Origin of the sequence: Amycolatopsis sp. MEPSY49 (assembly GCF_051337345.1) — a bacterium.
Classification (GTDB): domain Bacteria; phylum Actinomycetota; class Actinomycetes; order Mycobacteriales; family Pseudonocardiaceae; genus Amycolatopsis.
Genome location: NZ_JBDLYJ010000014.1, coordinates 194,607 through 217,502 on the forward strand (window position 1 = coordinate 194,607; position 22,896 = coordinate 217,502).

Below are 22,896 nucleotides of genomic sequence, written 5' to 3' on the forward strand. Positions count from 1 at the left end.
CCTATTCGTGACGCAGGGCGTCGATCGGCCGCAGCTTGGCGGCCCGGTTCGCCGGGAAGCTGCCGAAGAACAGCCCGATCAGGGCGGATACCGCGAAGGCGAGCAAGATCGACGACGGCACCACGACCGGTTTGATCCCGGAGATGGTGAACCGGCTGCCGATCAGCCCGATCGCGACGCCGAGCAGCCCGCCGAACAGGCTGAGCATGGTCGCTTCGGCGAGGAACTGGCCGAGGATGGCCGCGCGCGGGGCGCCGATGGCCTTGCGGATGCCGATTTCGCGGATCCGCTCGGTCACCGTGACGAGCATGATGTTGGTGACGCCGATCCCGCCGACGAGCAGCGAGATCGCCGCGACCGCGGCCAGCAGCACGGTGAACGTCTCGGTCGCCGACGTCCGGGTCGCGAGCAGCTGCTCGGAGTTCTGGATCTGGTAGTCGGCGGTGCCGCCGAGCCGGATGCCGTGGCGGGCGTTGAGGATCGCGGTGATCTCGGACTGCGCCAGCGAGACGGAGTCGGCGCTGGTGGCCTGGACGGCGATCTGGCTGAGGCTGCCGTACCCGGCCAGGGAGTTCTGCACGGCCGAGATGGGCGCGATGGCGACGTCGTCGGCGTTCTGCAGCCCGGTGCTGCCCTTGGCCTGCAGCACCCCGATCACGGTGAACTGGATGCTGTTCAGCAGCACGTTCTTGCCGACCGGGTCCGCGGTACCGAAGATCGACTCCGCCGTCGTCGGGCCGAGCACGACGACCTTCCGCGCGGCCGTGACGTCCTCGCTGGTGAAAAGCTGTCCCTGGGCGAGGTCGCGGTTGGTCGTCGTGAAGTACGCGGGTTCGGTGCCGGCGACGCTGGAGATGTCGTACGACGTCTGCCCGTAGGTGGCGGTCGCCGTTGTGTTCACCACCGGCGACGCGGCCTTGACGTCCGGCGCGCCGATCGGGTCGACGAGCGCGTGCGCGTCCTGGACGGTCAGCGGCCGCGCCGAGGCGCCCTGCCCGCCGCCGCGCGCCGGGGAGACGTTGACGACGTTGGTGCCGAGGCCCTGGATGCTGGCCGCGATGGCCGCCGACGCGCCGTTGCCGACCGCGACGAGCAGGATCACCGCGGCGACGCCGATGGTGATGCCGAGCGTGGTGAGCGCCGAGCGCAGCTTGTTCGCGGTGAGCCCGCGGACGGCGAAGCGCAGGATTTCGAGGAAGTTCACGTGAGCGCTCCGACCGCGCGGGTGATCTCGTCCGAGACGATGAGGCCGTCGTCGACCCGCACCACGCGGCGCGCGTGCTCGGCGACCTCGTCCTCGTGCGTGATGACGACGATGGTGCGGCCGAGCCGGTTGAGCCGGTCGAACACGCCGAGGACGTCTTCGGTGCTGCGGCGGTCGAGGTTGCCGGTCGGCTCGTCGGCCAGCAGCATCGCCGGGCCGGTGACCAGCGCCCGCGCCACGGCGACGCGCTGGATCTGCCCGCCGGACAGCTCGCTCGGCAGGTGCTTGGCCCGGTCGGACAGCCCGACCATGTCGAGCGCGGCGAGCGCGCGGCGCCGGCGTTCCGCCCGGCGGAGTCCACTGTAGACGAGCGGCAATTCCACATTGGACAATGCGGACGTCCGCGGCACCAGGTTGAACGACTGGAAGATGAACCCGATCTTCCGGTTGCGCAGCAACGCCAGCTGCCGTTCGTTCAGCTTGCCGACGCCGAAGCCGTCGAGCAGGTACTGGCCGGACGTCGGGACGTCGAGGCAGCCGAGCATGTTCAGCAGCGTCGACTTGCCCGAGCCCGAGGCACCCATGATGGCGACGTACTCGCCGGGCCACACCGTGAGGTCGACGCCGCGCAGCGCGTGCACCGCCGTGTCGCCGGCGCCGTAGGTCTTGCGCAGCCCGGAGACCGCGATCACCGGGTTCGCGCGCGCCGGGTTCACCCGCGGCCGCCGAAGCCGCCGCCGGCGCCCGTTCCGGTGCCGCGCTGGCCGCCGCCGGGGAAGCCCCCGGTCCCGCCGCCCGGGAACCCGCCGGTGCCGGTGCCGGTCCGGCCGGTGCCGGTGGTGCCGGTCGAGGCCCCGGTGAGCACGACGTTCTCGCCCTCGGTCAGCCCGGAGGTGATCTGCACGGTCGACTCGCCGCGGATGCCGACCTGCACCTGGCGCGTGACGTTCCGGCCGTTCTCCTGCACGGTGACGACGTTGGTGTTGCCTGCCGTCGTCACGGCCGCGGCCGGCACGCTCAGCGCGTTCTGCGCCTCCGCCACGGTGATCACGACGCTCGCCGACTGGCCGGGCCGCAGCCCGTCCGGCGGGTCGGTCAGCGCCAGCTGCGCGCCGTAGGAGACGACGCTGCCGCTGGTGGTCGGGGTCAGGTTGATGCTCGAGACAGTGGCCTGGATCGGCTTGTCCGGCAGCGCGTTGAGCGTGACGGTCGCCTTCTGGCCGGTCTTGACCTTGCTGACGTCGATCTCGGCGACCGAGGTGTTGACGACCAGGCCGGTCATGTTCGTGATGGTGATGAAGCCGCTGCTGCTACTGCTGGACGAGGACGCGGAGCTGTTCGACGAGCCCTGCCCGCCTTGGCCGCTGCCGCTGCTCGACGTCGACTGGGAGCTGCCGGCCGAGCCGCTCGAGGACTGCTGCCCGACGGTGCCGTTGATCGCGGTGACCGTGCCGGCGCCGGGCGCGTAGAGCGTGGTGTTGTCGAGGGCTTCCTGCGCGGTCTGGACGTCCAGCTGGGCCTGGTCGAGCTTGGCCTGCGCCGAGGTGACGCTGGTGGCCGCCGACTGGGCGCTGTTCTGGGAGTTCTGGCCCGTCGCCGGCGTGTCCTCTGCGTCCTCGGCGGAGTCCAGGCTGTCCTGCGCGACCGCCAGGTTCGCCTTCGCGACCTGAAGCTGCTTCGCCGCCTGCGTGCTGTCGATCGTGGCGAGCTTCTGGCCGGCGCTGACGACGTCGCCGACCTTCACGTCGATCGAGGTGACCTTGCCCGCCGTCGAGAAGTTCGCCGCGCCGGTGTAGCTGCTGGCGAGGGTCCCGGCGGCGGAGATGGTCTCGGTGACCGTCGCGCGGCGCACCTGGGTGCTGCGCGTCTGCGCCTGCGCCGTGCTCGGTTCGGGGCTGAACGCCTGGTATATCCCGAAACCCGCTCCGGCCAGCAGTACGACCAGAGCACCGTTGATCACCCATGCCTTCGAGGCACGCACGCGCGTCATGCGGCAACAGTGCTGCCGCTGCTTAGCAATTGCCTGTTCGTTCCCTGTGCGGGAGCTGTGTATCAGGCCTTCGGCGCGCGGTGCCGCGCACGCACGGCGAGCAGCAGCTGACGCACCGCGTCGACCAGCAGGATCGCGGCCACGGTGCCGAGCCCGATGGCGGCGGCGAGCAGGCCCCCGAAGTACCGGTGCGACTCGAGGACGGCACCGTCGTCGGTCCGCGTGACGACGATCGCGCGGCCGCCGTGCCAGAGGGCGTAGGCGGCCCACCCGGCGGCGACGGCGAGCACGACTTCCACGACGGCGACGAGCGTCCGCCACGGCTTGTGCAGCCGGGCTTGCGGGCCGGGTTCTTCCGGCGGCCAGAGCTCGGCCCCGGTGGGCTGCGGAAGGTCGATCACGGAAGCGATTTTCTCATGCTTCCTCCGGCGTCGCCCGGACGAGCCGGTCCAGCGCGTCCTTCAGCGCTTCGACGTCCTTCGCCCACGCCAGGACGACCGTGCCGTCCGCCAGCTCGACCGGGAGCGAGTCGTACTTGCGCGGCACCGTCCAGCCGCCGCCCAGGACCCGCGCCCCCACCGGCACCCCGACGTCCGTCACCGACGCCAGCTGGTCCGCCGGGACCTTCTCGCGGCCCTGGCGCAGCTGCTTCGTCGTCACTTCCAGCGAGAGGAACCGGCGGCGCGCGTACACCCACGGCACCGTGATGACGCACAGCCCGAACCCGACCATCAGCCAGCCCACCACGTGCACCGGCCCGCCCGTGACCAGCTCCGCCAGCGCGCCGAGCAGCGCGAACACCGGACCCCACACGACGGCGGTCCAGCTCACGCCCGACTCGGCGTAGAGCCGGTCGCTCACGGCTTGCTGCCGGCCTTCGGGAAGTAGTCGCGCACCGACGGCAGGTACATCAGGACCAGCGCGATGACGAACAGCAGCGTCGCGATGACCGACGGCAGGTTGCTGAACAGGGCGAACTGGAACAGCACGCACGCGATCGCGAGCCACGTGAGCACCGTGCGCGCCGAGCGGGTGCCTTCGCGGGCCTTGTAGGCGAACAGCGCCATCAGCAGCGCGAACACCACCGCCCCGACGAACAGCACCCAGACCAGCGTGGTGGTGCCGCTCGCGATCGCCGCCGCGTCGAACTGGCGGCCCGCCTCGCGGTTCTGCTTGATCAGCTGGTCGATCAGCTGCTGCTTGAGGACCAGGGTGAGCACCTGGCCGCCGATCAGCACGAGCCCGCCGGCGACCCAGAACCAGAAGGACACCTGCACGGGTCCGGGCGGGGTCACCTGCGTCGCGACCTGGCCCGGCAGCACCGGATCCGGCGAGCGGCCCAGTTTGCGCCGTTCGTCGTCGGTCAGACCGGTGAGGTCCTCTTTGTCGTCCACGGGGGGACTCTAATACGTCAGTCCAGCCAGGCAGCGGCCTCGGCGGCCCAGTACGTGAGGATCAGGTCGGCGCCCGCGCGGCGGATCGATGTCAGCACCTCGAGGACGGTCCGTTCGCGGTCCAGCCAGCCGTTCGCCGCGGCCGCCTCGACCATCGCGTACTCGCCCGAGATGTTGTACGCCGCCACTGGCACCGGCGAGATGTCCGCGGCCGCCTTGATGACGTCCAAATAGGACAGTGCGGGCTTGACCATGATCATGTCCGCGCCCTCGGCGAGGTCCAGCTCGATCTCGCGCAGCGCCTCGCGGCCGTTGCCCGGGTCCTGCTGGTAGGTCTTGCGGTCGCCCTTGAGCTGCGAGTCGACGGCCTCGCGGAAGGGGCCGTAGAACGCGCTGGCGTACTTCGCGGAGTAGGCGAGGATCGCCTTGTCGCGGTGCCCGGCCTCGTCGAGCGCGCGGCGGATGACGCCGATCTGGCCGTCCATCATCCCGGACGGCCCGAGCACGTGCGCCCCGGCTTCGGCCTGCGCGACGGCCATCTCGGCGTAGATGCGCAGGGTGGCGTCGTTGTCGACCCCGCCGTCGGCGTCGAGGACGCCGCAGTGGCCGTGGTCGGTGAACTCGTCGAGGCAGGTGTCGGCCATCAGCACGGTGGCGTCGCCGAGCTCGTGGCGCAGGTCGCGCAGGGCGACGTTGAGGATGCCGTTCTCGTCGACGGCGCCGGAGCCCTCGGCGTCCCGGGTCTGCGGGATGCCGAACAGCATGAGCCCGCCGACGCCGGCGTTGACCGCGTCGACGGCGGCCTTCCGCAGCGTGTCCCGGGTGTGCTGCACGACGCCCGGCATGCTCGAGATCGCCTTCGGCTGGTCGAGGCCTTCGGCGACGAACATCGGGAGGATCAGCTGGCGTGGCCGCAGCGTCGTCTCACCCACCAGCCTGCGCATGGCCGGGGTGGTGCGGAGCCTGCGGGGACGATGCTCTGGGAACACCCCTCCAAGTTACTCCCGCCGTGATCGCCGGAGTTCCGCAAGGGTGCTTGACCCCGGCTCGCGCGGGCGATTCGGTACGGGGGTGACCGAGTACGTCGAGCGCCTGCCCGTGCCGCGGCTGGCGTCCGTCGTGCGGACGGTCTGGCTCCAGCGCACCGGCGACGAGCCGTACGTCCAGCGGCACCTGCCGACCGGCGGCGTCGAACTGCACTTCCCGATCGGCGGCCGCCCCCGGTTGCTGGGCCCGCTGACCGCGGCCCGGCTCGAGGTCATCCCGGCCCGCACGACCCTCGTCGGCGTCCGGTTCCACCCGGGGGCCGCGCCACCGCTGCCGGTACCCCTCGACGAGCTGGTCGACCAGCACGTAGACCTGGCCGACGACCGATTGGCCGAAGCCGTCGCCGCGTCCCCGGAACGGGCCCTCGAAACCATCCAGGCCCAGCTGCCCGTGAGAGCGGTGGACCCGCTGATGGCCGAGGCCGTGCGGCTGCTGATGCCGTGGCGCCCGGTCGACATCGACACCCTGGCCGGGCACCTCGCGCTCTCCCCCAGCCAGCTGCGCCGCCGCTGCCTGCGCGCGGTGGGCGTCGCGCCGAAGGTGCTCCAGCGGACGCTGCGGTTCCAGGGTTTCCTCGCACTGGCCCAGGCGGGCGCGGGCGGTCCGGCCGGGCTCGCCGCCGACGCCGGGTACGCCGACCAGGCGCACCTCAACCGCGAGTGCCTCCGGCTGACCGGGTTGACTCCGCGCGCGCTGCTCGGCGGCAGCGTCTCCGCGTGCGCTTGCGGCCACGACCACTCGGCGTCCTACCTGCCGTTCCTGCGCGATTCGTTCAAGAACCGGCGGTTCGGCGTCCCTAGCCTGGCGCGATGATCCTCGTCACCGGCGGGCTCGGCATGATCGGCGCCCACACCGCCCGCGCGCTGCTGCACCTCGGCCACGACGTCGTCGTGACGGCCCACCGGCGCGCCGAAGTCCCGTCGTTCCTCGAAGGCCGGGTCACGGTCGAACAGCTCGACGTCACCGACCGGGACGCGTTCCTGGCGCTCGGTTCGCGCCACGACATCAGCGACATCGTCCACCTGGCCGGCAGCATCCCGGGCGACGATCCGGTGGACTTCTTCCGGACGGACCTCACCGGCCTGCTCAACGCCCTCGACGCGGCCCGCGCGTGGGGTGTCCGGCGGTTCGCGGTCGCGAGCAGCCTGGGCGTGTACATCGGCCGTCCCGAAGTTCCCTGGCACGAGGGCTTGGACCTGCCGACGGCGTCCCTGCCGCACCTGATCATCGCGTTCAAGAAGGCGGTCGAGCCGCTGACGACGCACAGCCTGGCGGGCAGCGGCGTCCAGCCGGTGGTGCTGCGGATCGGCACGATCTGGGGCCCGCTGGTGGATCCGCGGTCACCGTTCTGCCCGATCCCCTCGCTGGTCAACACGGCCACGTCGGACATGCACACCGACGACGGCGGCGACGTCTGCTACGCCCCGGACGCGGGCCGCGCGATCGCCCTGCTGACCACGGCTCCGACGGTGAACCACGAGGTCTACAACGTCTCGAGCGGCCGCCCGTTCACGTACGGCGAGTTCGCGTCGGCGCTGGGCGTAACTCTGCAGCCGGGCGGCTCGAACGGCCCGTACCTGGACATCTCGCGCCTGACCGCGGACACGGGCTTCAAGCCGCAGTTCGACGTCCCGGCCTCGGTGGCCGACTACCTGAAGTGGCGCGAGACCAACCCCCGCTGAAACGACCGAAGGCCGCCCCGATCGGGGCGGCCTTCGTCGTGAAGCGCGTCAGGAGCGGCGGGCCCGCTTCGCCTTGCGCGGCGGCGGCAGCGCACCCTCCGCGCGAAGCCGGGCGGCGTGCTCGGCGAGTGCGTCCACCAGGTGCGGCACGTCCGCCTTCTCCGGCTGGACGTCGACCCGCAGCCCGAACTCCACGGCGGTCTCCGCGGTCTTCGGGCCGATGCACGCGACCAGCGTGCGGGTGTGCGGCTTGCCGGCGATGCCGACCAGGTTCCGCACGGTCGAAGACGAGGTGAAGCAGACCGCGTCGAAACCGCCGGTCTTGATCATCTCGCGGGTCTCGGCGGGCGGCGGCGCGGCGCGGACCGTCCGGTACGCCGTCACGTCGTCGATCTCCCAGCCGCGGTCGCGCAGGCCGGCCGACAGCGTCTCGGTGGCGATGTCCGCCCGCGGCAGCAGCACGCGGTCGACCGGGTCGAGGACGTCGTCGTACGGCGGGAACTCGGCCAGGAGCCCTTCCGAAGACTGCTCACCCGAGGGGACCAGCTCCGGGATGATGCCGAACGAGCGCACCTTCGCCGCGGTCGATTCGCCGACGCAGGCGATCTTCACGCCGGAGAACGCGCGGGCGTCGAGCCCGAACTCCTCGAACTTCTCCCACACCGCGCGGACCGCGTTGGTGGAGGTGAAGACGATCCACTGGTAGCGGCCGTCGACCAGGCCCTTGACCGAGCGCTCCATCTGCGCCGGGCTGCGGGGCGGCTCGACCGAGATGGTCGGCACCTCGTGCGACGTCGCGCCGTGGCCGCGCAGGCGCTCGGCCATCTCGCCCGCCTGCTCCTTGGTGCGCGGCACCAGGACCTTCCAGCCGTACAGCGCGCGCGACTCCCACCACGACAGCTTCGAGCGGTGCCCGGCGGCCTGGCCGATCGTGACGATCAGCGGCCCGACGAGCTCGCCCGCGTCGTTGGCGACCTTCTCGAGCGTGGTGTCCAGGGTGCGCTGGGTGTTGATGGTGCCGTTCGCGGTGACCGCGACCGGGGTCGACGCCGGGACGCCGTTGCCGGTCAGCGCCGACGCGGCCTCGGCCAGGTGCGCCGACGTCGCGTGCAGCACCAGCGGGCCCGGCGAAGCGGCCAGCGCCGCCCAGTCGACGTCGCCGCGGACGTCGACCTCGGTGTGCGTGCCGCCCAGCGCGACGCCCGCGTACGCCGGCACGGCCGCGCCCGGCGAGACGCCCGGGATGACGTCGAACACGGCGCTCGTGCGCGCGACCGCCTGGACCTCGGCCACCACGGCCGGGGTGGTCAGCGGGTCGCCGGCGACCAGGCGCAGCACCAGCCGGCCGGCCTTGGCCTCGGCGGTGAGGTCCTTGGCGACCTCGGTGGCCTCGCCGACGGCGGGCCGGACCTCGGCGCCCTCGGCGGCCATGGCCAGCACCGCCTGGGGGACGTCGGGGTCGGTCACCACGACCTCGGCCTTGGTCAGCAGCTCCTGGGCCCGGACCGTGAGCAGGCCGGCGTCGCCGGGGCCGGAGCCCACGAACGCTACGCGCCCGGTGGTCTTTCGCGCGGGGGTCATCTGTGCGTTTCTCCTCTTGCGGCGGCCGTGCGGGATCGCACGGACGCAGGTCTCCTACACGTCTTTTCGGAAGCGCTCGCGAGAGCGCTACTGAGCGGGTCCGGAGAGGGCTCCGGCTCCGAGGTCCAGCAGCTCGGCGGCCAGGTCCTTGCCCAGCTGGGCGGCCTGGTCCTTGTCGGCGAGCGCGATGGCCCGGACCATGTCCACCGCGCCGTTCTCGCCTTCGGCCGCGGCGGTGCCGCGCAGCGAGATCCGTTCCACGACCTTGCCCTCGGCGTCGAGATCTTCGACGATCTCGGCGAGCGCGCCCACCGGCGCGCTGCACCCCGCCTCGAGCGCGGCCAGCAGGGCCCGCTCGGCCGTCACCGCGACCCGCGTGCCCTCGTCGTCCACTGTGGACGCGAGCAGCTGCTCGATGTCCACGTCCGCGGACCGGCACTCCACCGCCAGCGCGCCCTGGGCGGGCGCGGGCAGCATCTGGATCGGGTCGAGGGTCTCGGTGATCGCCTCGACCAGTCCGACCCTGGCCAGTCCGGCACGCGCGAGCACCACGGCATCGAGCTCGCCGTCGGTCACCTTGCGCATGCGGGTGTCGATATTGCCGCGAATCGGCACGATTTCCAAACCGAGACCCAGCGCCCGCAGCTGCGCGGTGCGCCGCGCGGCGCCGGTGCCCACCGTCGAACCCGGCGGCAGCTCACCCAAAGTCAGTCCGTCACGCGCGATCAACGCGTCCCGCGGGTCTTCGCGCGGCGGCACGGCGGCGAGCGTGATGCCCGGCTCCGGCGCGGTCGGCAGGTCCTTGTAGGAGTGGACGATGACGTCGACTTCGCCGCGCAGCAACGCTTCCCGCAGCGCGGAGGTGAACACGCCGACGCCGATCGTCGCGATCGGCGCCATCGACTTGTCGCCGGGGGTGGTCACCTTGACGATCTCGACCTCGACGCCGGTGGCGCGCAGGGCGTCGGCCACGGTTCCGGTCTGGGTCAGCGCGAGCTTCGAACCGCGCGTACCCATGCGAATGACTCTGGTCACTGCTACTTCTTCTCTGGTGGGGGCTTCGGGCTCGCCACCGCGGCGGGTGCCTGCGGGTCGAGGCAGAACAGTTCTCGCAACGCGTTCGCGTAGTCGGTGTCGGCCGTCTCGGCGGCCAGCTGCTTGACCCGCACCGTCGGCGCGTGCAGCAGCTTGTCGACCACCCGGCGGACCGTGCGGCCGACCTCTTCGCGGACCGCGCCGTCCAGTTCGGGCAGGCGGTTGTCCAGCCGGAGCAGCTCGGCGTCGACGACCTCGGCCGCGCGCCGGCGCAACGCCGTCACGGTCGGGGTCACCTCGGCGCTGCGCTGCCCGGCGAGGTAGTCGCGGACCTCGTCGAGGACGATCCCGGTCGCCTTGGCCGTCTGGCGCTCGGTGGTCGGGGTGCCGGCTTCGCGCATCCGGCGCTGGATGGTGGCCAGGTCGACGACCCGCACGTCGGCGAGCTCGCCGACCGCCGGGTCGACGTCGCGGGGCAGGCCGAGGTCGCAGACGACCAGGGCGCGCCCGCCGCGCGGCAGCACGTGCTCCGGACCGAAGACGGCGTCCTGCGCGCCCGTGCAGCAGATCACGACGTCGGCGTCGCGCACGGCGTCGGCGACCCCGGACAGCGGGATCGCGCGGGCCGGCACGCCCTGCTCGGTGACGTTCGCGGCGAGCCGGCGCGCGCGGGCGTCGGTGCGGTTGGCCACGGTGATCTCGCCGATCCCGGCCTTGCGCAGCTGCGACGCGCTCAGCGCGCCCATCGAGCCGGCGCCGACGATGACAGCGTGCTTGCCGGCGACGTCCCCGGCGGCGGCGAGCGCCTCGGACACGACCGACGCGCCGAGCTGGTCGAGCCCGGTCTCGGTGTGGACGCGCTTGCCGACGCGCAGCGTGGTCTGGATCAGCTCGTGCAGCGTGCGGCCGACGGTGCCCGCCTCACGGGCGGTGGCGTAGGCGGACCGGATCTGGCCGAGGATCTGCGTCTCGCCGACGACCATCGAGTCCAGGCCCGAGGTGACCGAGAACAGGTGCTCGACCGCGGCGCCGGCGTAGTGCACGTACAGGCTGTCGTAGAGCTCGGCGGGTTCCATCCCGGCCTGGCGGGACAGCACGCGGGTGACGTCGTCGAGGCCGCCGTGGAAGGTCTCGACGACCGCGTAGACCTCGATCCGGTTGCACGTCGAGACGAGCATGACCTCACTGACGTGCTCGGCCTGCTGCAGCTCGTCGAGCACCTTGCCGATCTCGGGCGCGGGGACCGCGACGCGCTCCAGCGTGCTCAGCTCCGCACTCCGATGCGAGAGACCGACCGCCAAGACGCTCATGAGCGCACCACCATTTCCCGTCCGCCGTCCGGACCCGAACCGTTCCGGCCGCCCTTCCCATTGTCGGACGGCAGGCCCGCACCGGGTAATCCGGAATTGCCCTGATTACCGGCGGCGTCGTCCGCGCGGCGGGCCACATGGAACGAGAGTATCTGCAGCTCCACGGCCAAATCCACTTTGCGGACCTCGATGTGAGCAGGAACCTGCAGCACGACCGGGGCGAAGTTGAGGATGCACTGGACACCGCCCGCGACCAGCCGGTCACACACCGATTGCGCGGCGGTCGGCGGGGTGGCGATCACGCCGATGGAGATGCCACGCTCGGCACAGATCCGCGGGATGTCGTCCATGTGCGACACGGGGAGGCCGCCGACGGGCACGCCGATCAGGTCCGCGTCCAGGTCGAACAGGGCCTCGACCGGGAAGCCGCGCCCCGGGAAGCCGCCGTAGTTGGCCAGCGCGTGGCCGAGGTTGCCGATGCCGACCACGGCCACCTTGTGCTGCCGGGTCAGGCCCAGGATGCGCTCGATCTGGCTGACCAGGACGCCGACCTCGTAGCCGACGCCGCGGGTGCCGTACGACCCGAGGTAGGAGAGGTCTTTGCGCAATTTCGCGGAATTGACGCCGGCGGCCTGCGAGAGCTCTTCGCTCGAAACGGTCGTCGCGCCCTGTTCCGACATTCCGGACAGCACCCGGAGGTAGACGGCGAGCCGGGCGACGGCGGCTTCCGGGATCGACTTCGCCCGGACGGCCTCGGGGGCATCCCCGTTGCGCTCGGCCGGGACGGCCGGCATTTCGGCGGTGGGGGCGTTGTCGGCGTCCGGGGTGGCCTGCCGGCGGGGCCGTCGCGGCACCCGGCCCGGGGAGTCCGCCGCGTCGCGCCTCCCCCGCTGTGTCACCACGCCGTCGTCTCCTGCCCGCTGTGCACCCGGCGGCCATCGCCACGGCCGTTCCGAACTGTGTCTTGACCCAAGGCGCGAGGTCCGGTTCGATGCGGACCGCCCGGGGGCGATGGTCCTACGGTAGACCACTTGTGAACGCGCGCACAAAGTCACTGGTCGGAGGCGGTTCAGGGGTGGCCACGATCATGACGCGGTGTCAGAATCCTTGCCCGCCAGGCACTTCCGCAGCCCAGGCCTCAAGCGCCCCAATGTGGCCTTCGGTGCGTCTGACGCACCCAAGGCGGCCTTCGGTGCGTGAGACGCAACCAAGGCCACATTGGGGCGCTTGGAGTCAGCTCGCGTCGAGGCTCACCGAGTGCCAGCCGGTCGCGCCGTCGGGGACCGGGTCCGCGCGGTTCTCCGTCTGCGTGTAGCCGTCTTGGTCGGTCGCCCGGACGAACGCCTGGTGCGTCCCCTTCGGTACGTCCAGCTCGATCCACCACATGCGCCAGGTGTCCTTGCTCACCTCGGCCGACAGCACCGCCGGCTGCCACGCCCCCTGGTCCAGCCGGACCTCGACCTTCGCGATGCCCGTGTGCTGCGCCCACGCCGTCCCCGCCAGCCGGACCTTGCCCGCCGAAACGCGCGCGAAGCCCGTCGGGGTGTCGATGCGGGATTCCGTCTTGATCGGCGCCTGCTCGGCCCAGCCGCGGCTGAGCCAGTACGCCTGCCGGTCGTCCCACTTCGCGAACTCCAGCGACTGGACCCACTTCGTCGCGGACACGTACCCGTACAACCCGGGGATCACGATCCGCGCCGGGAAGCCGTGCTCGATCGGGAGCGGCTCGCCGTTCATGCCGATCGCGAGCATCGCGCCGCGCTGCGGGTCGAGCGCGACGTTCGCCGGGGTGCCGCACGTCCAGCCGTCGACGCTGGTCGCGTACATCTGCTCGGCGCCCGGGTGCACGCCCGCTTCGTCGAGCAGGTCGACGAGGTCGACGCCGAGCCACGTCGCGTTCGAGATCAGCGGCCCGCCGACCTCGTTGGACACGCACGTCAGCGTGACGCGCCGCTCGACCAGCGGCCGGTTGCGGATGTCGGCGTAGGAGAACGTCACCTCGCGGTCGACCATCCCGTGCACGCGAAGGCTCCAGTCCTCGGTGCGGATCTGCGGGACGACCAGCGCGGTGTCGATGCGGTAGAAGTCGCCGTTCGGCGTGATGAACGGAGGCGAGCCGAGCTTCGCGAAGTCGGCGTCGGCGGGCAGCGACGGCGCGGTCCGCGCGGGGACGAGCGGCCCGACGGCGGCCCGCGAGTCCTCGGCGTTCTTGCTGGTCCCGGCCACCTGCCCGACGACGGCGGCAACGCCCGAACCCGCCACGACCCCGACGCCGGCCCGGAGGAACTTCCGCCGGGACGCCCCCGAAGCCGCACTTTCACGTGAAAGTGCGGCCCCCTGGTCGGCACTTTCACGTGAAAGTGCGAGCCGGTGCAGCCAGGTGAAGACCGCGAGCCCCGCGACGAGCGCGGCGACCGGCGCGAGCAGCGAGACCTGCCCGAGGTCGCTGCGCGCGTACACGGCCGCGACGCCGGCGGCCCCGAGCAGGACGACGAGGACCTGCCCCGCGCGAGGCGTCCGGCGCGAGAGCTGCCCGGCCAGCAGCGCGAACAGCACGAGCACCACGGCCAGCCCGATCTTGAGGACCGGCTTGTCCCACGTGCCCAGCGTCCGCTCGGCCCACTTCACGATCCCGGTCGGGCTGTGGTCGATGACGTAGTTGGCGACCGCGATGAACGGCGAAGCGGTGTAGCCGACGAAGCCGGCGACGAGGTGCCCGACGCCGAGGGCGGCCGCCAGCGCCAGCAGCCCGATGAGGGTCGCGACGGGCAGCGAAAGCCGCCGGGGCGCTTCGGGCGGCGCTTCCTGCAGAGTGCTCACGCCTCCATCTTCGGAGCGCGAGCGCGAAGCGGCTGCCCGATCCCCCTTACGAGCCGGTTACGGCTCAGGTCCCGCGCCGCCCAAACGACATGAAAGGGTCATTCACGTCGTCTGGCGACATGAATGAGTCATTCATGTCATCCGGGCGGACCGGGTCAGGCGAGGGCCTTCCTCAGCCGGTCCTCCTCCACTCGCCAGTACCCGTGCTCGGCGCCGTCGACGAGGATCACCGGGACGCGGTCGCCGTACTCCGCGCGCCACTCCGGGTCCGTGTCGACGTCCTCCGCGCGCCAGGGGACCCCCAGCTCGCCGCAGATCCGGGCGACCTCCGCCTCCGCGACCTCGCAGAGGTGGCAGCCGTCGCGGCCCATGACCGTCACTTCGTGCGCCATGCCCTCAGTCCTACCGCAACCGGACCCGGCGCAGCTTGCCGGTCGCCGAGTGCGGCAGCGACTCGGCGAACTCGACCGCGTGCGGCACCTTGTACCCCGCGAGGTGGGCCGCGCAGTGGTCGACGACCTGCTGCTCCGACAGCGACGCCCCGGAAACCGGCACCACGAACGCTTTCACCGCTTCGCCGCTTCGCTCGTCCACGACCCCGACGACCGCGGCCTCGGCCACCTCCGGCAGCTGCCCGATGACCTCCTCGACCTCGCGCGGGAAGACGTTGAAGCCGTTGACGATGATCAGGTCGTTGGCCCGGTCGACCAGGTGCAGGTCGCCGTCGACGTCCAGGTAGCCGACGTCGCCGGTGCGGAACCAGCCCTCGGCGTCCGGCCCGTGGTCACCGTCGGGCCAGTAGCCGGAGAACAGGTTGGCGCCGCGGATCGACACCAGCCCGGTCTCGCCCTCGGCTTCGAATACGTCGTCGACGTCGTCCGGGTCGAGCGGCACGGCCTGGTCGGTGCCGTCGCTGTCGACCAGCCGCAGCTCGACCCCGGGCAGCGGCCGCCCGACCGAACCCGGCTTCGGGTAGCCGGTGACCAGCGTCGACGTCACCACCGGCGCGCACTCGGTGAGCCCGTAGCCCTCGAAGACGTCCAGGCCGGTGGCCTCGCGGATCGCGCCGAGCACCTTCGGGTGCAGCGGCGCCGCGCCCGACGTCATCCGCCGGACGGTGGTCAGCTTCCCGCGCAGCTCGTCGGTGCCCAGCGCGGCGAACTCCGTGTACATCGTGGGGACGCCGGTGATCGTCGTGACGCCGTGCTCGGCGCAGTCGTCGAGGGTGCGCTGCGCCTCGAAGCGCTCCGACAGGACCGCGGTCGCACCGACGGCGACCGCGTGCAGCAGGCCGGGGCCGAGGCCGTAGACGTGGAAGAGCGGGATGGTGATCAGCACGCGGTCGTCGTGCTCCAGCGCGCCCTCGACCTCGCCGATCTGCGCCAGGTTCGCCAGCAGCGCGCGGTGCGACAGCATCACGCCGCGCGGCGGCCCGGTGGTGCCCGAGGTGTAGGAGACGACGGCGATGTCCTCCCCGGCCCGGCCCGCGTCGACGAATTCGATTGCTCCATCCGGGTCGGATTCCGGAGTGAGACCGGTCACGCCGTCCGGCAGTGCCTCATCGGCGTCGCGCGTGATGACAACCTTGGCACCGCTGTGCTCGAGCAGCTTCTCGAGCTCGGGTTCCGGCGCCTGCGGCGACAGCGGCACGACGACCGCGCCGGCGCGCAGGGCGCCGAAGAACGCGACCACGAAGTCCACCGACGTCGGCAGCCGCAACGCGACCCGGTCGCCGGGCTCGACGCCCGCGTCCACGAGCCGCCGGGCCTGCGCCTGGGCAACGGCCTCGACCTGGCGGAAGGTCAGGCCGCGCCCGGTGCCGGTCTCCTGCACGCCCACGTGGTCCGGCCACGTCGCCGCGGCCCGCGTGAGCAGCCCGCCGACCCCCGCCCGCGTCCCCTCTGGAGCACTCACGCGCGATCCACCTCTCCTCGCCCGGCCCAAACCGTTGCAAGTCTGTCATTCGGAGCGACGTCATGGGTGCTGACCGCGAGCGTCGCGTCTGCACAACCCCGGGAGCCACTACCTACTTCGCGGTAACTACACGTATGCTGCACTGCGTCGTGGGGGTGGCGGTGATCACCACCACGACCGGAGAGAGGGAGTCGCCGTGACGAACTTGCTTGCCCACGAAGCCGTGGGGCACGCGAGCCGGCAGGCCCCTGCTCTCCGGAGTTCCGGGGGTACCGTGGCCCGCTGGGCCAGCTTCGCCGCCGGAGGTGCCGCCCGATGACCGTGCCGACCGCCGTGAGCCGCGGGCCCGTCTTCATGTTCGCCGAGCGCGTGTTCGGGCGTTCCGCGTCCATGCCGGTGAGCAGGCAGGCGTCCGACGACGAGCGCGCCGAGGCGGCCAAGGCCGAGGCGTGGGACCTCGTGCGCGCCGCGCAGGAAGGCGACACGTCCGCGTTCGGCCGGCTCTACGACCGCTACGTCGACGTCGTCTACCGGTACGTGCTGTTCCGGCTCGGCGACCGCGACCTGGCCGAGGACGTCACCAGCGAGACGTTCCTGCGCGCGCTGCGCCGGATCACCTCGGTGAGCTACCAGGGCCGTGACGTCGGCGCCTGGTTCGTCACCATCGCCCGCAACCTCGTGCTCGACCACGTGAAGTCGAGCCGGTTCCGCCTCGAGGTCGTCACCGACGAGGTGACGGAGCCGGGTTCGGCGCCGTTCAGCGTCGGCGCGAGCGTCCAGGTGGGTCCCGAGCAGGAGGCGATCAGCCGCGCGACCCGCACCGAGTTGCTCCGCTGCGTCGCCGAACTGGGCGATGACCAGCGGGAATGCATCATCCTGCGGTTCCTGCAGGGACTGTCGGTGGCGGAGACGGCCGAGATCATGAACCGCAACGAGGGCGCGATCAAGGCGCTCCAGCACCGCGCGGTACGCCGTTTGGCACAACTTCTCCCCACGGGATTGCGCTGATCCCGCGAACTTTTCTGCCCGTCGACCGAAACCGGTAACCCTGACGGCTTCTGGATCGTTACTCCTGCCAGACCGGTGTCAGGACCGGCCAAAGGCCCGAGATGGAGCAGCGCAGTGAGGTTTGCGCGTGAGCGAGCCGAGATCGATCGGTTCGCGCGTGCCCTGGAGCCGTCCCCGGTACGCCGGGACGGCGAGTTCGCCGACGAGCTGGCTCTCGTCGGCGCCCTGCGCGAGCTCGGGGCGGCCGGGGCCCCGGACCTGGAAACCCGGCAGCGGATCCGCGCGGAGATCGCCGGCCGCCTGGAGACGGCGGTGGCCACCCCGCGTCGGAGGTGGCGGCCGCGGACCGCCGACCTGGTGGCCGCCGCGCTCTTCCTCTTCCTCGTCCTCTCCGGGTTGACGCTGGTGCTCTCCCGCAATGCGCTCCCGGGCGACCCGCTCTACGGCGTCAAGCGCGCCGGGGAGTCGACGGCGCTGAGCCTGACCTTCGGCGACGAGGCCAAGGCCCGCAAGCACCTGGAGTTCGCGACCAACCGCGTCACCGAGCTGGGCGAGCTGGCGTCAAAAGGCGCGAGCGAAGCCGACTACCGGACGGCCTACGACGACTTCGCGGCCGACCTGAAGGCCGGGGTCGCCCAGATCGCGACCGTGGCGACGAGCGAAGGCGGTGGCGCGCAGGCGCTGTCCGACGTCCGGCTGTGGGCCCGCAACCAGCAGGCGCGGCTCGCGACGCTCCCGGCCGGCTCGGCCCCGGTGTTCGAAGACGTCCGGGACCTGCTCGGCAAGGTCCAGGAGCGCACGAGCGGCCTGGCGGCGCGAATGAACTGCTACCAGATCACCACCGGGTCGTCGGACGACCTGGGCCTGATCCCGGCGACCGGCGAGTGCACGCAGCGGCCGATCCCGTCTTCGGGCGGCGAGCCGACGTCGGCGGCTCCCCAGTCGTCGACCGAAAGCACCGCGCCGGTGGCGACCGGCACGCAGCTGCCGCCGTCGGACGCCGCGGCGACGCCGGGCCTGTCCACGCCGACCGGCGGGGTCACGCCGCCGCCGGTGTACGGCCAGGTGCCGACGACCACGCAGCCGCCGCCGGTGACCTCGACCACGCAGCCGCCGCCGCTGGTTTCGATCCCGCCGCTGCTCCCGGGTCTGCCCCCGATCGTGATCGGCTGAGGTCCGGGCCACACCTGCGACGTCGCGGTGGGCGGCTCGCTACGCTGTGCGAAGGACCCGGACCTTCGCCGGGACGTGGCCGGACGTGGGCAGACGTGGAGGCGGTGTGCGTGTCAGCTTGGCGTGGCAGGGATAAGAGTCAGGAGCTCGAACGGCTCGCCACGCTCGCGGGCGAGGCGTCGGCCGAGGCCGCGCACGCCCGCGTGGTCGCCGAGCCCTCCGCCCCGCCCGCACCGCCGGACCTCACGGCGGCCGCGTTCTTCGACGTCGACAACACGATGATGATGGGCGCGTCGATCTTCTACTTCGCCCGCGGATTGGCGGCGCGCAAGTTCTTCACGTCGTCCGACCTGGCCGGTTTCGTCTGGGGCCAGATCAAGTTCCGCCTCGGCGGCCGCGAGAACAAAGAGGACATCAAGACCCACCGCGAGCGCGCACTGTCCTTTGTGGCCGGTCGCACGGTGGCGGAGCTGACGTCGATCAGCGAAGAGATCTACGACGAGCTGATGGCGGACAAGATCTGGTCCGGCACGCGCGCGCTGGCCCAGATGCACCTGGACGCCGGGCAGCGCGTCTGGCTGGTGACGGCGACCCCGATCGAGCTGGCGGCGATCATCTCACGCCGGCTCGGGCTGACCGGCGCGCTGGGGACGGTGGCCGAGACCCGCGACGGTGTGTACACGGGCCGCCTGGTGGGCGACCTGCTGCACGGCCGCGCGAAGGCGCACGCGGTGCGCGCGCTGGCGTCCCGCGAAGGGCTGAACCTCAAGCGCTGCACGGCGTATTCGGACTCGGCCAACGACATCCCGATGCTGTCGGCGGTGGGCACGGCGGTGGCGGTCAACCCGGACGGCGGGTTGCGGGACGTGGCCCGGGCGCGCGGGTGGGAGATCCGGGACTTCCGGACCGGGCGGAAGGCCGCGAAGATCGGCGTGCCGTCGGTCCTGGGAGCCGGGGCGCTCGCGGGTGCCGTGGCGGCGGGGATGGCCTACCGCCGCCGCTGAGGGCGGCCCACCGGCCCGGAAGGCAGCCCCCGCCCTGTCCCGGCAGGGTTCCGGCAAAGTCGTTTGTGCTGGTCATGTGGGTATTCCGAAGAGTGTGAGTGGTCGGGTGGTGTCTCGGGCGGTGTGGCGGAGTGCTGCAGCGATGCTGGTGTGCCCGGCGGTGCGCAGGGCGCTGATGGCGAGGTTGCGCAGGGTGGCCATGGCTCGGGGTGCGGTGCCGGTGCGGACGCGGGGGTGGTCTTCGCGGTAGGTGGTGTCGCGGACCCAGTGCAGCCGGTTCTCGATTTCCCAGTGCCGGCGGAGGTGGCCGGCGATGGTGGCCGGTCCGGTGCCGGCGGGCAGGTTGGTGATGCCGTAGCCGGTGTGGGTTTCGCGGGTGCCGGTGGCGCGGTCGGTGCGGTAGCGGGTGATCTGGAAAACCGTTGCCGCATGGGGAAAGTCGAGGTTGGCGGGGGCGGGCAGGACTTCGATGGTGCGTTGCTCGAGACGGCCGTGGCCGATGCCGGTGCTGATGTGGTGGCCGGCGGCTGGCCACGGCAGTGCCGCCAGCCGGGCATGCAGCCGGTGTTGGTTTGCTTTGACGGTGAATACGTAGTGCGCCTCGCGGCGGGCGAGGTAGCGGGCCAGGCCGCGGGTGGTGTGCAGGGCATCGGCGGTGACCACGACACCGGTGAGGTCGAGGGTGGCCAGCAGAGGCTGTATCCAGCTGATTTCGCTGGTCCCGGCGGTGACCTGCCGTTGGGCCAGCACCGTTCCGTCGCGATGGGTCAGCGCGGACAACAGGTGGGCCCCTGCGCCGCCGGTGCGGGCGAAGGTGCCGCGCAGGGATTTGCCGTCCACCGCGACTCCTGCCGGGGTGTCGGTGGTGGCGGCGATCCAGCCGCTGACCGCGGCGTCGAGGTCGTCGCCGTCGATGTCGCAGAGCACCCGTCGGATGGTGGCCTCGTCCGGGGGAACGTGGCGATCCCGGCGGGGGTCGAACCGGGTGCCGAGACGGGCCAGCGCCCACTGTGGTGCATCCGCGGCCCATTCCCCGATCGCAGTAAACGACTGGGCCCCGGCTGCTACTGCCGCCGCAGCCAGTGCCAGAACTGATCCCAGCGGATGCCGCAGCCCACGCCGCTTGCGTGGGTCCGGCACTCGGGTGAGGTATTCACGCAGATCAGCTACCTGATCAGGATCGAGGGAGGCCAGTCGGGTCAGCGCGGCAAGAATGGGAGAAGATGCAACAGCAGGCACGGCTCTCTCACAGACCATGGGCTTCGACAACCACATGATCACCACCGAGAGCCGTGCCTGCCTGCAACGACACGACTTTGCCGGAACCCTGCCCTGTCCCGGGGGGCGTCCCCTGGTCCAGTCTATCGCCGCCCGGGGGCAAAGACGGCCGCGGCGGAAATCTGTGGACAACTGAACCCGATGTGGACAACTCAGCCGCGGAAGACCGACTTCCGCTGCGAAAGCCGCTGGTACAGCGTCTGCTGAATCGACTCGCGGACCTGGTCCGTCAACTGGAACACCAGCATCGGGTCCTCGACCGCCTCCGGGCCGTACGCGTCCGTGGCGATCGGCTCGCCGAACTCGATGCTCCACTTCGTCGGCAGCGGGATCGCGCCCAGCAGCCCGAACATCGGGAAGAACGGCGTCACCGGGAAGTACGGCAGCCCGAGCATCCGCGCCAGGACCTTGATGTCGCCCAGCTTCGGGTAGATCTCCTCCGCGCCGATCACCGACACCGGGATGATCGGGACGCCCGCGCGCAGGGCCGCCGACACGAACCCGCCGCGGCCGAAGCGCTGCAGCTTGTACCGGGACGAGAACGGCTTGCCGATCCCCTTGAACCCCTCGGGCCACACGCCGACCAGCTCGCCGCCGCGCAGGAGGCGTTCCGCGTCCGCGTTGCAAGCCAGCGTCTGACCCGACTTGCGGGCGAACGAGCCCACCAGCGGCACCTGGAACACCAGGTCCGCGCCGAGGCCGCGCAGGTGCCGGCCGCCCGTTTCGTCGTGGACCGCCACCGCCGTCATCAACGAGTCCAGCGGGATCGTGCCGGAGTGGTTGGACACCAGGAGCGCGCCGCCGGACGCCGGGAGGTTCTCGACGCCGTACGTGTCGACGCGGAACCACTTCTTGTACAGCGCGCGCAGCGGCGGCAGGAACACCGCGTCGGTCAGCTCGGCGTCGAAGCCGAACTCGTCGACCGTGTAGTCGCCGGTCAGCCGGTCGCGGATGAAGCCGAGCGCCGAGCGCGCGGCGTCCGAAAGGGGTTCCTCCGGCGCCGGCTGGTCCGCGCCGGGGAAGGCGACGACCGGTGCGTCGACCCGCGCGGCTTCGTCACGGGGACTCGCCGCCGGCTTCTCCCGGCCCGGTCCGTGCAGGGGGATGACCTGCGCCTCGGCACCGCCCACCGTCTCCGCCTCGCTTCCGAAGTCGTCCAAGTCGTGCGGTTTGGTCATCGGCTCTGCCCCGTCGCCGCGGCGACGAGCACCTTGCCGGCCAGGCCCGCCAGCTTCCCGCCGTCGAGCACCGGTCGCAAGCCGCGTCCGGTGATGTAGTCGTCGAACGCCTCACGCGTCGTCCACCGCGGGGTGTAGCCGAACCCTTCCTTCAGCTTCGTGATGTCGACGACCCGGCCGAAGTTCAGCAGCCGGACCTGGTCGGCGGAAAAGTCGACCACACGCGCCCCGCGCAGCACCTTGCCGACCGACGGCACCACGCTCCGCGGCATCGGCAGCTCGACCCGGCCCGCTCGCCGGATCGCCTGCGAGAGGGTGAGTACCCCCTCCGATCCGACGTTGAACACGCCGGGCCGGTCTTCCAGGGTCGCGCGTTCCAGCACGGCCAGCGCGTCCGAAGAGTGCAGCAACTGGATGCGCGCGTCGTAGCCGAAGACCGTCGGCACGACCGGCAGCGCGAAGTAGCGCGAAAGGACGGTGTCGGTCTCGGGCCCGATGATGTTGGCGAAGCGGAACAGCGTCGTCGTGATGTCGGGGCGGCGCCGCACCAGGCCGCGCACGTACCCCTCCATTTCGACGGCGTCCTTCGCGTACCCGCTGGACGACGTCGGGATCAGCTCGGAGTCCTCGGTGAACACCGCCTGCGAGCGCGCGCCGGCGCCGTAGACCGCCGCCGTCGACTTGACCACCAGCTTCTTCACCAGCGGCGAGCGCTGGCACGCGGCCAGCAGCCGCATGGTGCCGATGACGTTGACTTCCTTGATCGCGCTGCGGCGCCCCGGCCCGGCCGGGTGCGCGGTGCAGGACGCGTGCACCACGGTGTCCACTTCGGCCGTGCTGATCACCTTGGCGATCAACGGGTTCCGGATGTCCGCGCGGACGAACTCGGCGTGGCCCATGCGCTGCAGCACCGTCTTGTCCGGCGCCACCGTGTCGACCCCGATGACCCGCTCGAAGTCGGGGTTGTTGCCCAGCCGGGCGAGGAGTTTCCCGCCCAGTTCCCCGGCGACGCCGGTGACGAGCACGATGTTCGACGGCATGCGACTCCCTGCGGCGTAGGGCGTGGTGGGGGTGGACGATCACCCGATGTGCGCGGGCCTGCACTCACTGGAAGCATCGCGCGGACGCCCTTGAGATGTTACCGCTCATCAGTGGTAGCTCCGGGGTGTCTTACGTGCTATTAACCGCCATTCCCCCGGAAAGCGACGAAGGCCTCACTCGAACGGGGGGAACCGGCCCACCACATGGACGTGGGCCCTCCAGAGACTGGACGGGCCA

General features: G+C 71.7%; 22 protein-coding genes. 5 read left to right on the forward strand and 17 right to left on the reverse strand.

Annotated elements, in window-relative coordinates:
• Window position 1: 1 nt before the first annotated feature.
• From ABFJ78_RS41910 to hemB, 7 genes are all read right to left on the reverse strand, one after another.
• Window positions 2-1,204: an ABC transporter permease gene (locus ABFJ78_RS41910; RefSeq protein WP_436392999.1), complete on the reverse strand. Its 1,203-nt coding sequence runs from the start codon at window positions 1,202-1,204 to the stop codon at window positions 2-4.
• Window positions 1,201-1,920 (reverse strand): ABC transporter ATP-binding protein, encoded by a 720-nt coding sequence (locus ABFJ78_RS41915; protein WP_436393000.1) that lies wholly within the window; start codon window positions 1,918-1,920, stop codon window positions 1,201-1,203. The genes ABFJ78_RS41910 and ABFJ78_RS41915 overlap by 4 nt, the downstream gene beginning before the upstream one ends.
• Window positions 1,917-3,194, reverse strand: a complete 1,278-nt coding sequence (locus tag ABFJ78_RS41920) for an efflux RND transporter periplasmic adaptor subunit (protein WP_436393001.1) — start codon at window positions 3,192-3,194, stop codon at window positions 1,917-1,919. The genes ABFJ78_RS41915 and ABFJ78_RS41920 overlap by 4 nt, the downstream gene beginning before the upstream one ends.
• A 62-nt stretch (window positions 3,195-3,256) precedes the next feature.
• Complete coding sequence (locus tag ABFJ78_RS41925) at window positions 3,257-3,595, reverse strand: hypothetical protein (protein ID WP_436393002.1); 339 nt, start codon at window positions 3,593-3,595, stop codon at window positions 3,257-3,259.
• Between the two features lie 13 nt (window positions 3,596-3,608).
• On the reverse strand, window positions 3,609-4,055 hold the full coding sequence (locus ABFJ78_RS41930; protein ID WP_436393003.1) for a hypothetical protein: 447 nt from the start codon (window positions 4,053-4,055) through the stop codon (window positions 3,609-3,611).
• Window positions 4,052-4,588 carry a hypothetical protein gene (locus ABFJ78_RS41935; protein ID WP_436393004.1) on the reverse strand — a complete coding sequence of 179 codons (537 nt, stop codon included), beginning with the start codon at window positions 4,586-4,588 and terminating at the stop codon, window positions 4,052-4,054. The genes ABFJ78_RS41930 and ABFJ78_RS41935 overlap by 4 nt, the downstream gene beginning before the upstream one ends.
• Window positions 4,589-4,605: 17 nt before the next feature.
• Entirely contained in the window at window positions 4,606-5,577 is a 972-nt protein-coding gene (gene hemB, locus ABFJ78_RS41940; protein ID WP_436393005.1) for a porphobilinogen synthase, read from the reverse strand.
• A gap of 82 nt (window positions 5,578-5,659) precedes the next feature.
• On the opposite strand from hemB, the gene ABFJ78_RS41945 reads away from it, so the two are divergent.
• Together ABFJ78_RS41945 and ABFJ78_RS41950 are read left to right on the forward strand one after the other, a co-directional pair.
• Window positions 5,660-6,448, forward strand: coding sequence for a DUF6597 domain-containing transcriptional factor (locus ABFJ78_RS41945; protein WP_436393006.1), 789 nt, complete (start codon window positions 5,660-5,662; stop codon window positions 6,446-6,448).
• Entirely contained in the window at window positions 6,445-7,317 is an 873-nt protein-coding gene (locus tag ABFJ78_RS41950) for an NAD-dependent epimerase/dehydratase family protein (RefSeq protein WP_436393007.1), read from the forward strand. Before ABFJ78_RS41945 ends, ABFJ78_RS41950 begins: the two co-directional genes overlap by 4 nt.
• Before the next feature lie 48 nt (window positions 7,318-7,365).
• Here ABFJ78_RS41950 and ABFJ78_RS41955 read toward each other — a convergent pair whose 3' ends face one another.
• From ABFJ78_RS41955 to ABFJ78_RS41985, 7 genes are all read right to left on the reverse strand, one after another.
• Complete coding sequence (locus ABFJ78_RS41955; RefSeq protein WP_436393008.1) at window positions 7,366-8,898, reverse strand: uroporphyrinogen-III synthase; 1,533 nt, start codon at window positions 8,896-8,898, stop codon at window positions 7,366-7,368.
• Between the two features lie 87 nt (window positions 8,899-8,985).
• A complete protein-coding gene (hemC, locus tag ABFJ78_RS41960; RefSeq protein WP_436393041.1) occupies window positions 8,986-9,915 on the reverse strand; it encodes a hydroxymethylbilane synthase in 930 nt (309 codons plus the stop codon).
• A gap of 20 nt (window positions 9,916-9,935) precedes the next feature.
• On the reverse strand, window positions 9,936-11,243 hold the full coding sequence (locus ABFJ78_RS41965) for a glutamyl-tRNA reductase (RefSeq protein ID WP_436393009.1): 1,308 nt from the start codon (window positions 11,241-11,243) through the stop codon (window positions 9,936-9,938).
• Window positions 11,240-12,145 (reverse strand): redox-sensing transcriptional repressor Rex, encoded by a 906-nt coding sequence (locus ABFJ78_RS41970; RefSeq protein WP_436393010.1) that lies wholly within the window; start codon window positions 12,143-12,145, stop codon window positions 11,240-11,242. The genes ABFJ78_RS41965 and ABFJ78_RS41970 overlap by 4 nt, the downstream gene beginning before the upstream one ends.
• 331 nt (window positions 12,146-12,476) lie before the next feature.
• Entirely contained in the window at window positions 12,477-14,063 is a 1,587-nt protein-coding gene (locus ABFJ78_RS41975; protein ID WP_436393011.1) for a molybdopterin-dependent oxidoreductase, read from the reverse strand.
• 155 nt (window positions 14,064-14,218) lie between these two features.
• A complete protein-coding gene (locus ABFJ78_RS41980) occupies window positions 14,219-14,455 on the reverse strand; it encodes a glutaredoxin family protein (protein ID WP_372671403.1) in 237 nt (78 codons plus the stop codon).
• Window positions 14,456-14,465: 10 nt separating this feature from the next.
• Window positions 14,466-15,977, reverse strand: a complete 1,512-nt coding sequence (locus ABFJ78_RS41985) for an AMP-binding protein (protein WP_436393012.1) — start codon at window positions 15,975-15,977, stop codon at window positions 14,466-14,468.
• 315 nt (window positions 15,978-16,292) lie between these two features.
• Here ABFJ78_RS41985 and ABFJ78_RS41990 point away from each other — a divergent pair, with 315 nt between their 5' ends.
• The 3 genes from ABFJ78_RS41990 to ABFJ78_RS42000 all read left to right on the forward strand — a co-directional run bounded on the left by ABFJ78_RS41990 (window position 16,293) and on the right by ABFJ78_RS42000 (window position 19,162).
• Window positions 16,293-16,985: a sigma-70 family RNA polymerase sigma factor gene (locus tag ABFJ78_RS41990; RefSeq protein ID WP_436393013.1), complete on the forward strand. Its 693-nt coding sequence runs from the start codon at window positions 16,293-16,295 to the stop codon at window positions 16,983-16,985.
• Between the two features lie 114 nt (window positions 16,986-17,099).
• On the forward strand, window positions 17,100-18,158 hold the full coding sequence (locus ABFJ78_RS41995) for a DUF5667 domain-containing protein (RefSeq protein ID WP_436393014.1): 1,059 nt from the start codon (window positions 17,100-17,102) through the stop codon (window positions 18,156-18,158).
• A 110-nt stretch (window positions 18,159-18,268) separates the two neighbouring features.
• Window positions 18,269-19,162 carry an HAD family hydrolase gene (locus tag ABFJ78_RS42000; RefSeq protein WP_436393015.1) on the forward strand — a complete coding sequence of 298 codons (894 nt, stop codon included), beginning with the start codon at window positions 18,269-18,271 and terminating at the stop codon, window positions 19,160-19,162.
• A 72-nt stretch (window positions 19,163-19,234) separates the two neighbouring features.
• Here ABFJ78_RS42000 and ABFJ78_RS42005 read toward each other — a convergent pair whose 3' ends face one another.
• From ABFJ78_RS42005 to ABFJ78_RS42015, 3 genes are all read right to left on the reverse strand, one after another.
• Window positions 19,235-20,437 carry an ISAs1 family transposase gene (locus ABFJ78_RS42005; RefSeq protein WP_436393042.1) on the reverse strand — a complete coding sequence of 401 codons (1,203 nt, stop codon included), beginning with the start codon at window positions 20,435-20,437 and terminating at the stop codon, window positions 19,235-19,237.
• A 155-nt stretch (window positions 20,438-20,592) separates the two neighbouring features.
• Window positions 20,593-21,618 (reverse strand): 1-acyl-sn-glycerol-3-phosphate acyltransferase, encoded by a 1,026-nt coding sequence (locus ABFJ78_RS42010; protein ID WP_436393016.1) that lies wholly within the window; start codon window positions 21,616-21,618, stop codon window positions 20,593-20,595.
• Window positions 21,615-22,658, reverse strand: coding sequence for an NAD-dependent epimerase/dehydratase family protein (locus tag ABFJ78_RS42015; protein WP_436393017.1), 1,044 nt, complete (start codon window positions 22,656-22,658; stop codon window positions 21,615-21,617). The genes ABFJ78_RS42010 and ABFJ78_RS42015 overlap by 4 nt, the downstream gene beginning before the upstream one ends.
• Between the last annotated feature and the right edge of the window lie 238 nt (window positions 22,659-22,896).

Excerpts from the sequence above, each read along its gene's own strand:
- hemC (WP_436393041.1), bottom strand. The coding sequence starts at position 9,915 with ATGGGTACGCGCGGTTCGAAGCTCGCGCTGACCCAGACCGGAACCGTG.
- ABFJ78_RS41990 (WP_436393013.1), top strand. The coding sequence starts at position 16,293 with ATGACCGTGCCGACCGCCGTGAGCCGCGGGCCCGTCTTCATGTTCGCC.
- ABFJ78_RS42015 (WP_436393017.1), bottom strand. The coding sequence starts at position 22,658 with ATGCCGTCGAACATCGTGCTCGTCACCGGCGTCGCCGGGGAACTGGGC.
- ABFJ78_RS41955 (WP_436393008.1), bottom strand. The coding sequence starts at position 8,898 with ATGACCCCCGCGCGAAAGACCACCGGGCGCGTAGCGTTCGTGGGCTCC.
- ABFJ78_RS41950 (WP_436393007.1), top strand. The coding sequence starts at position 6,445 with ATGATCCTCGTCACCGGCGGGCTCGGCATGATCGGCGCCCACACCGCC.
- ABFJ78_RS41980 (WP_372671403.1), bottom strand. The coding sequence starts at position 14,455 with ATGGCGCACGAAGTGACGGTCATGGGCCGCGACGGCTGCCACCTCTGC.
- ABFJ78_RS42005 (WP_436393042.1), bottom strand. The coding sequence starts at position 20,437 with ATGTGGTTGTCGAAGCCCATGGTCTGTGAGAGAGCCGTGCCTGCTGTT.
- ABFJ78_RS42010 (WP_436393016.1), bottom strand. The coding sequence starts at position 21,618 with ATGACCAAACCGCACGACTTGGACGACTTCGGAAGCGAGGCGGAGACG.
- ABFJ78_RS41965 (WP_436393009.1), bottom strand. The coding sequence starts at position 11,243 with ATGAGCGTCTTGGCGGTCGGTCTCTCGCATCGGAGTGCGGAGCTGAGC.
- ABFJ78_RS41920 (WP_436393001.1), bottom strand. The coding sequence starts at position 3,194 with ATGACGCGCGTGCGTGCCTCGAAGGCATGGGTGATCAACGGTGCTCTG.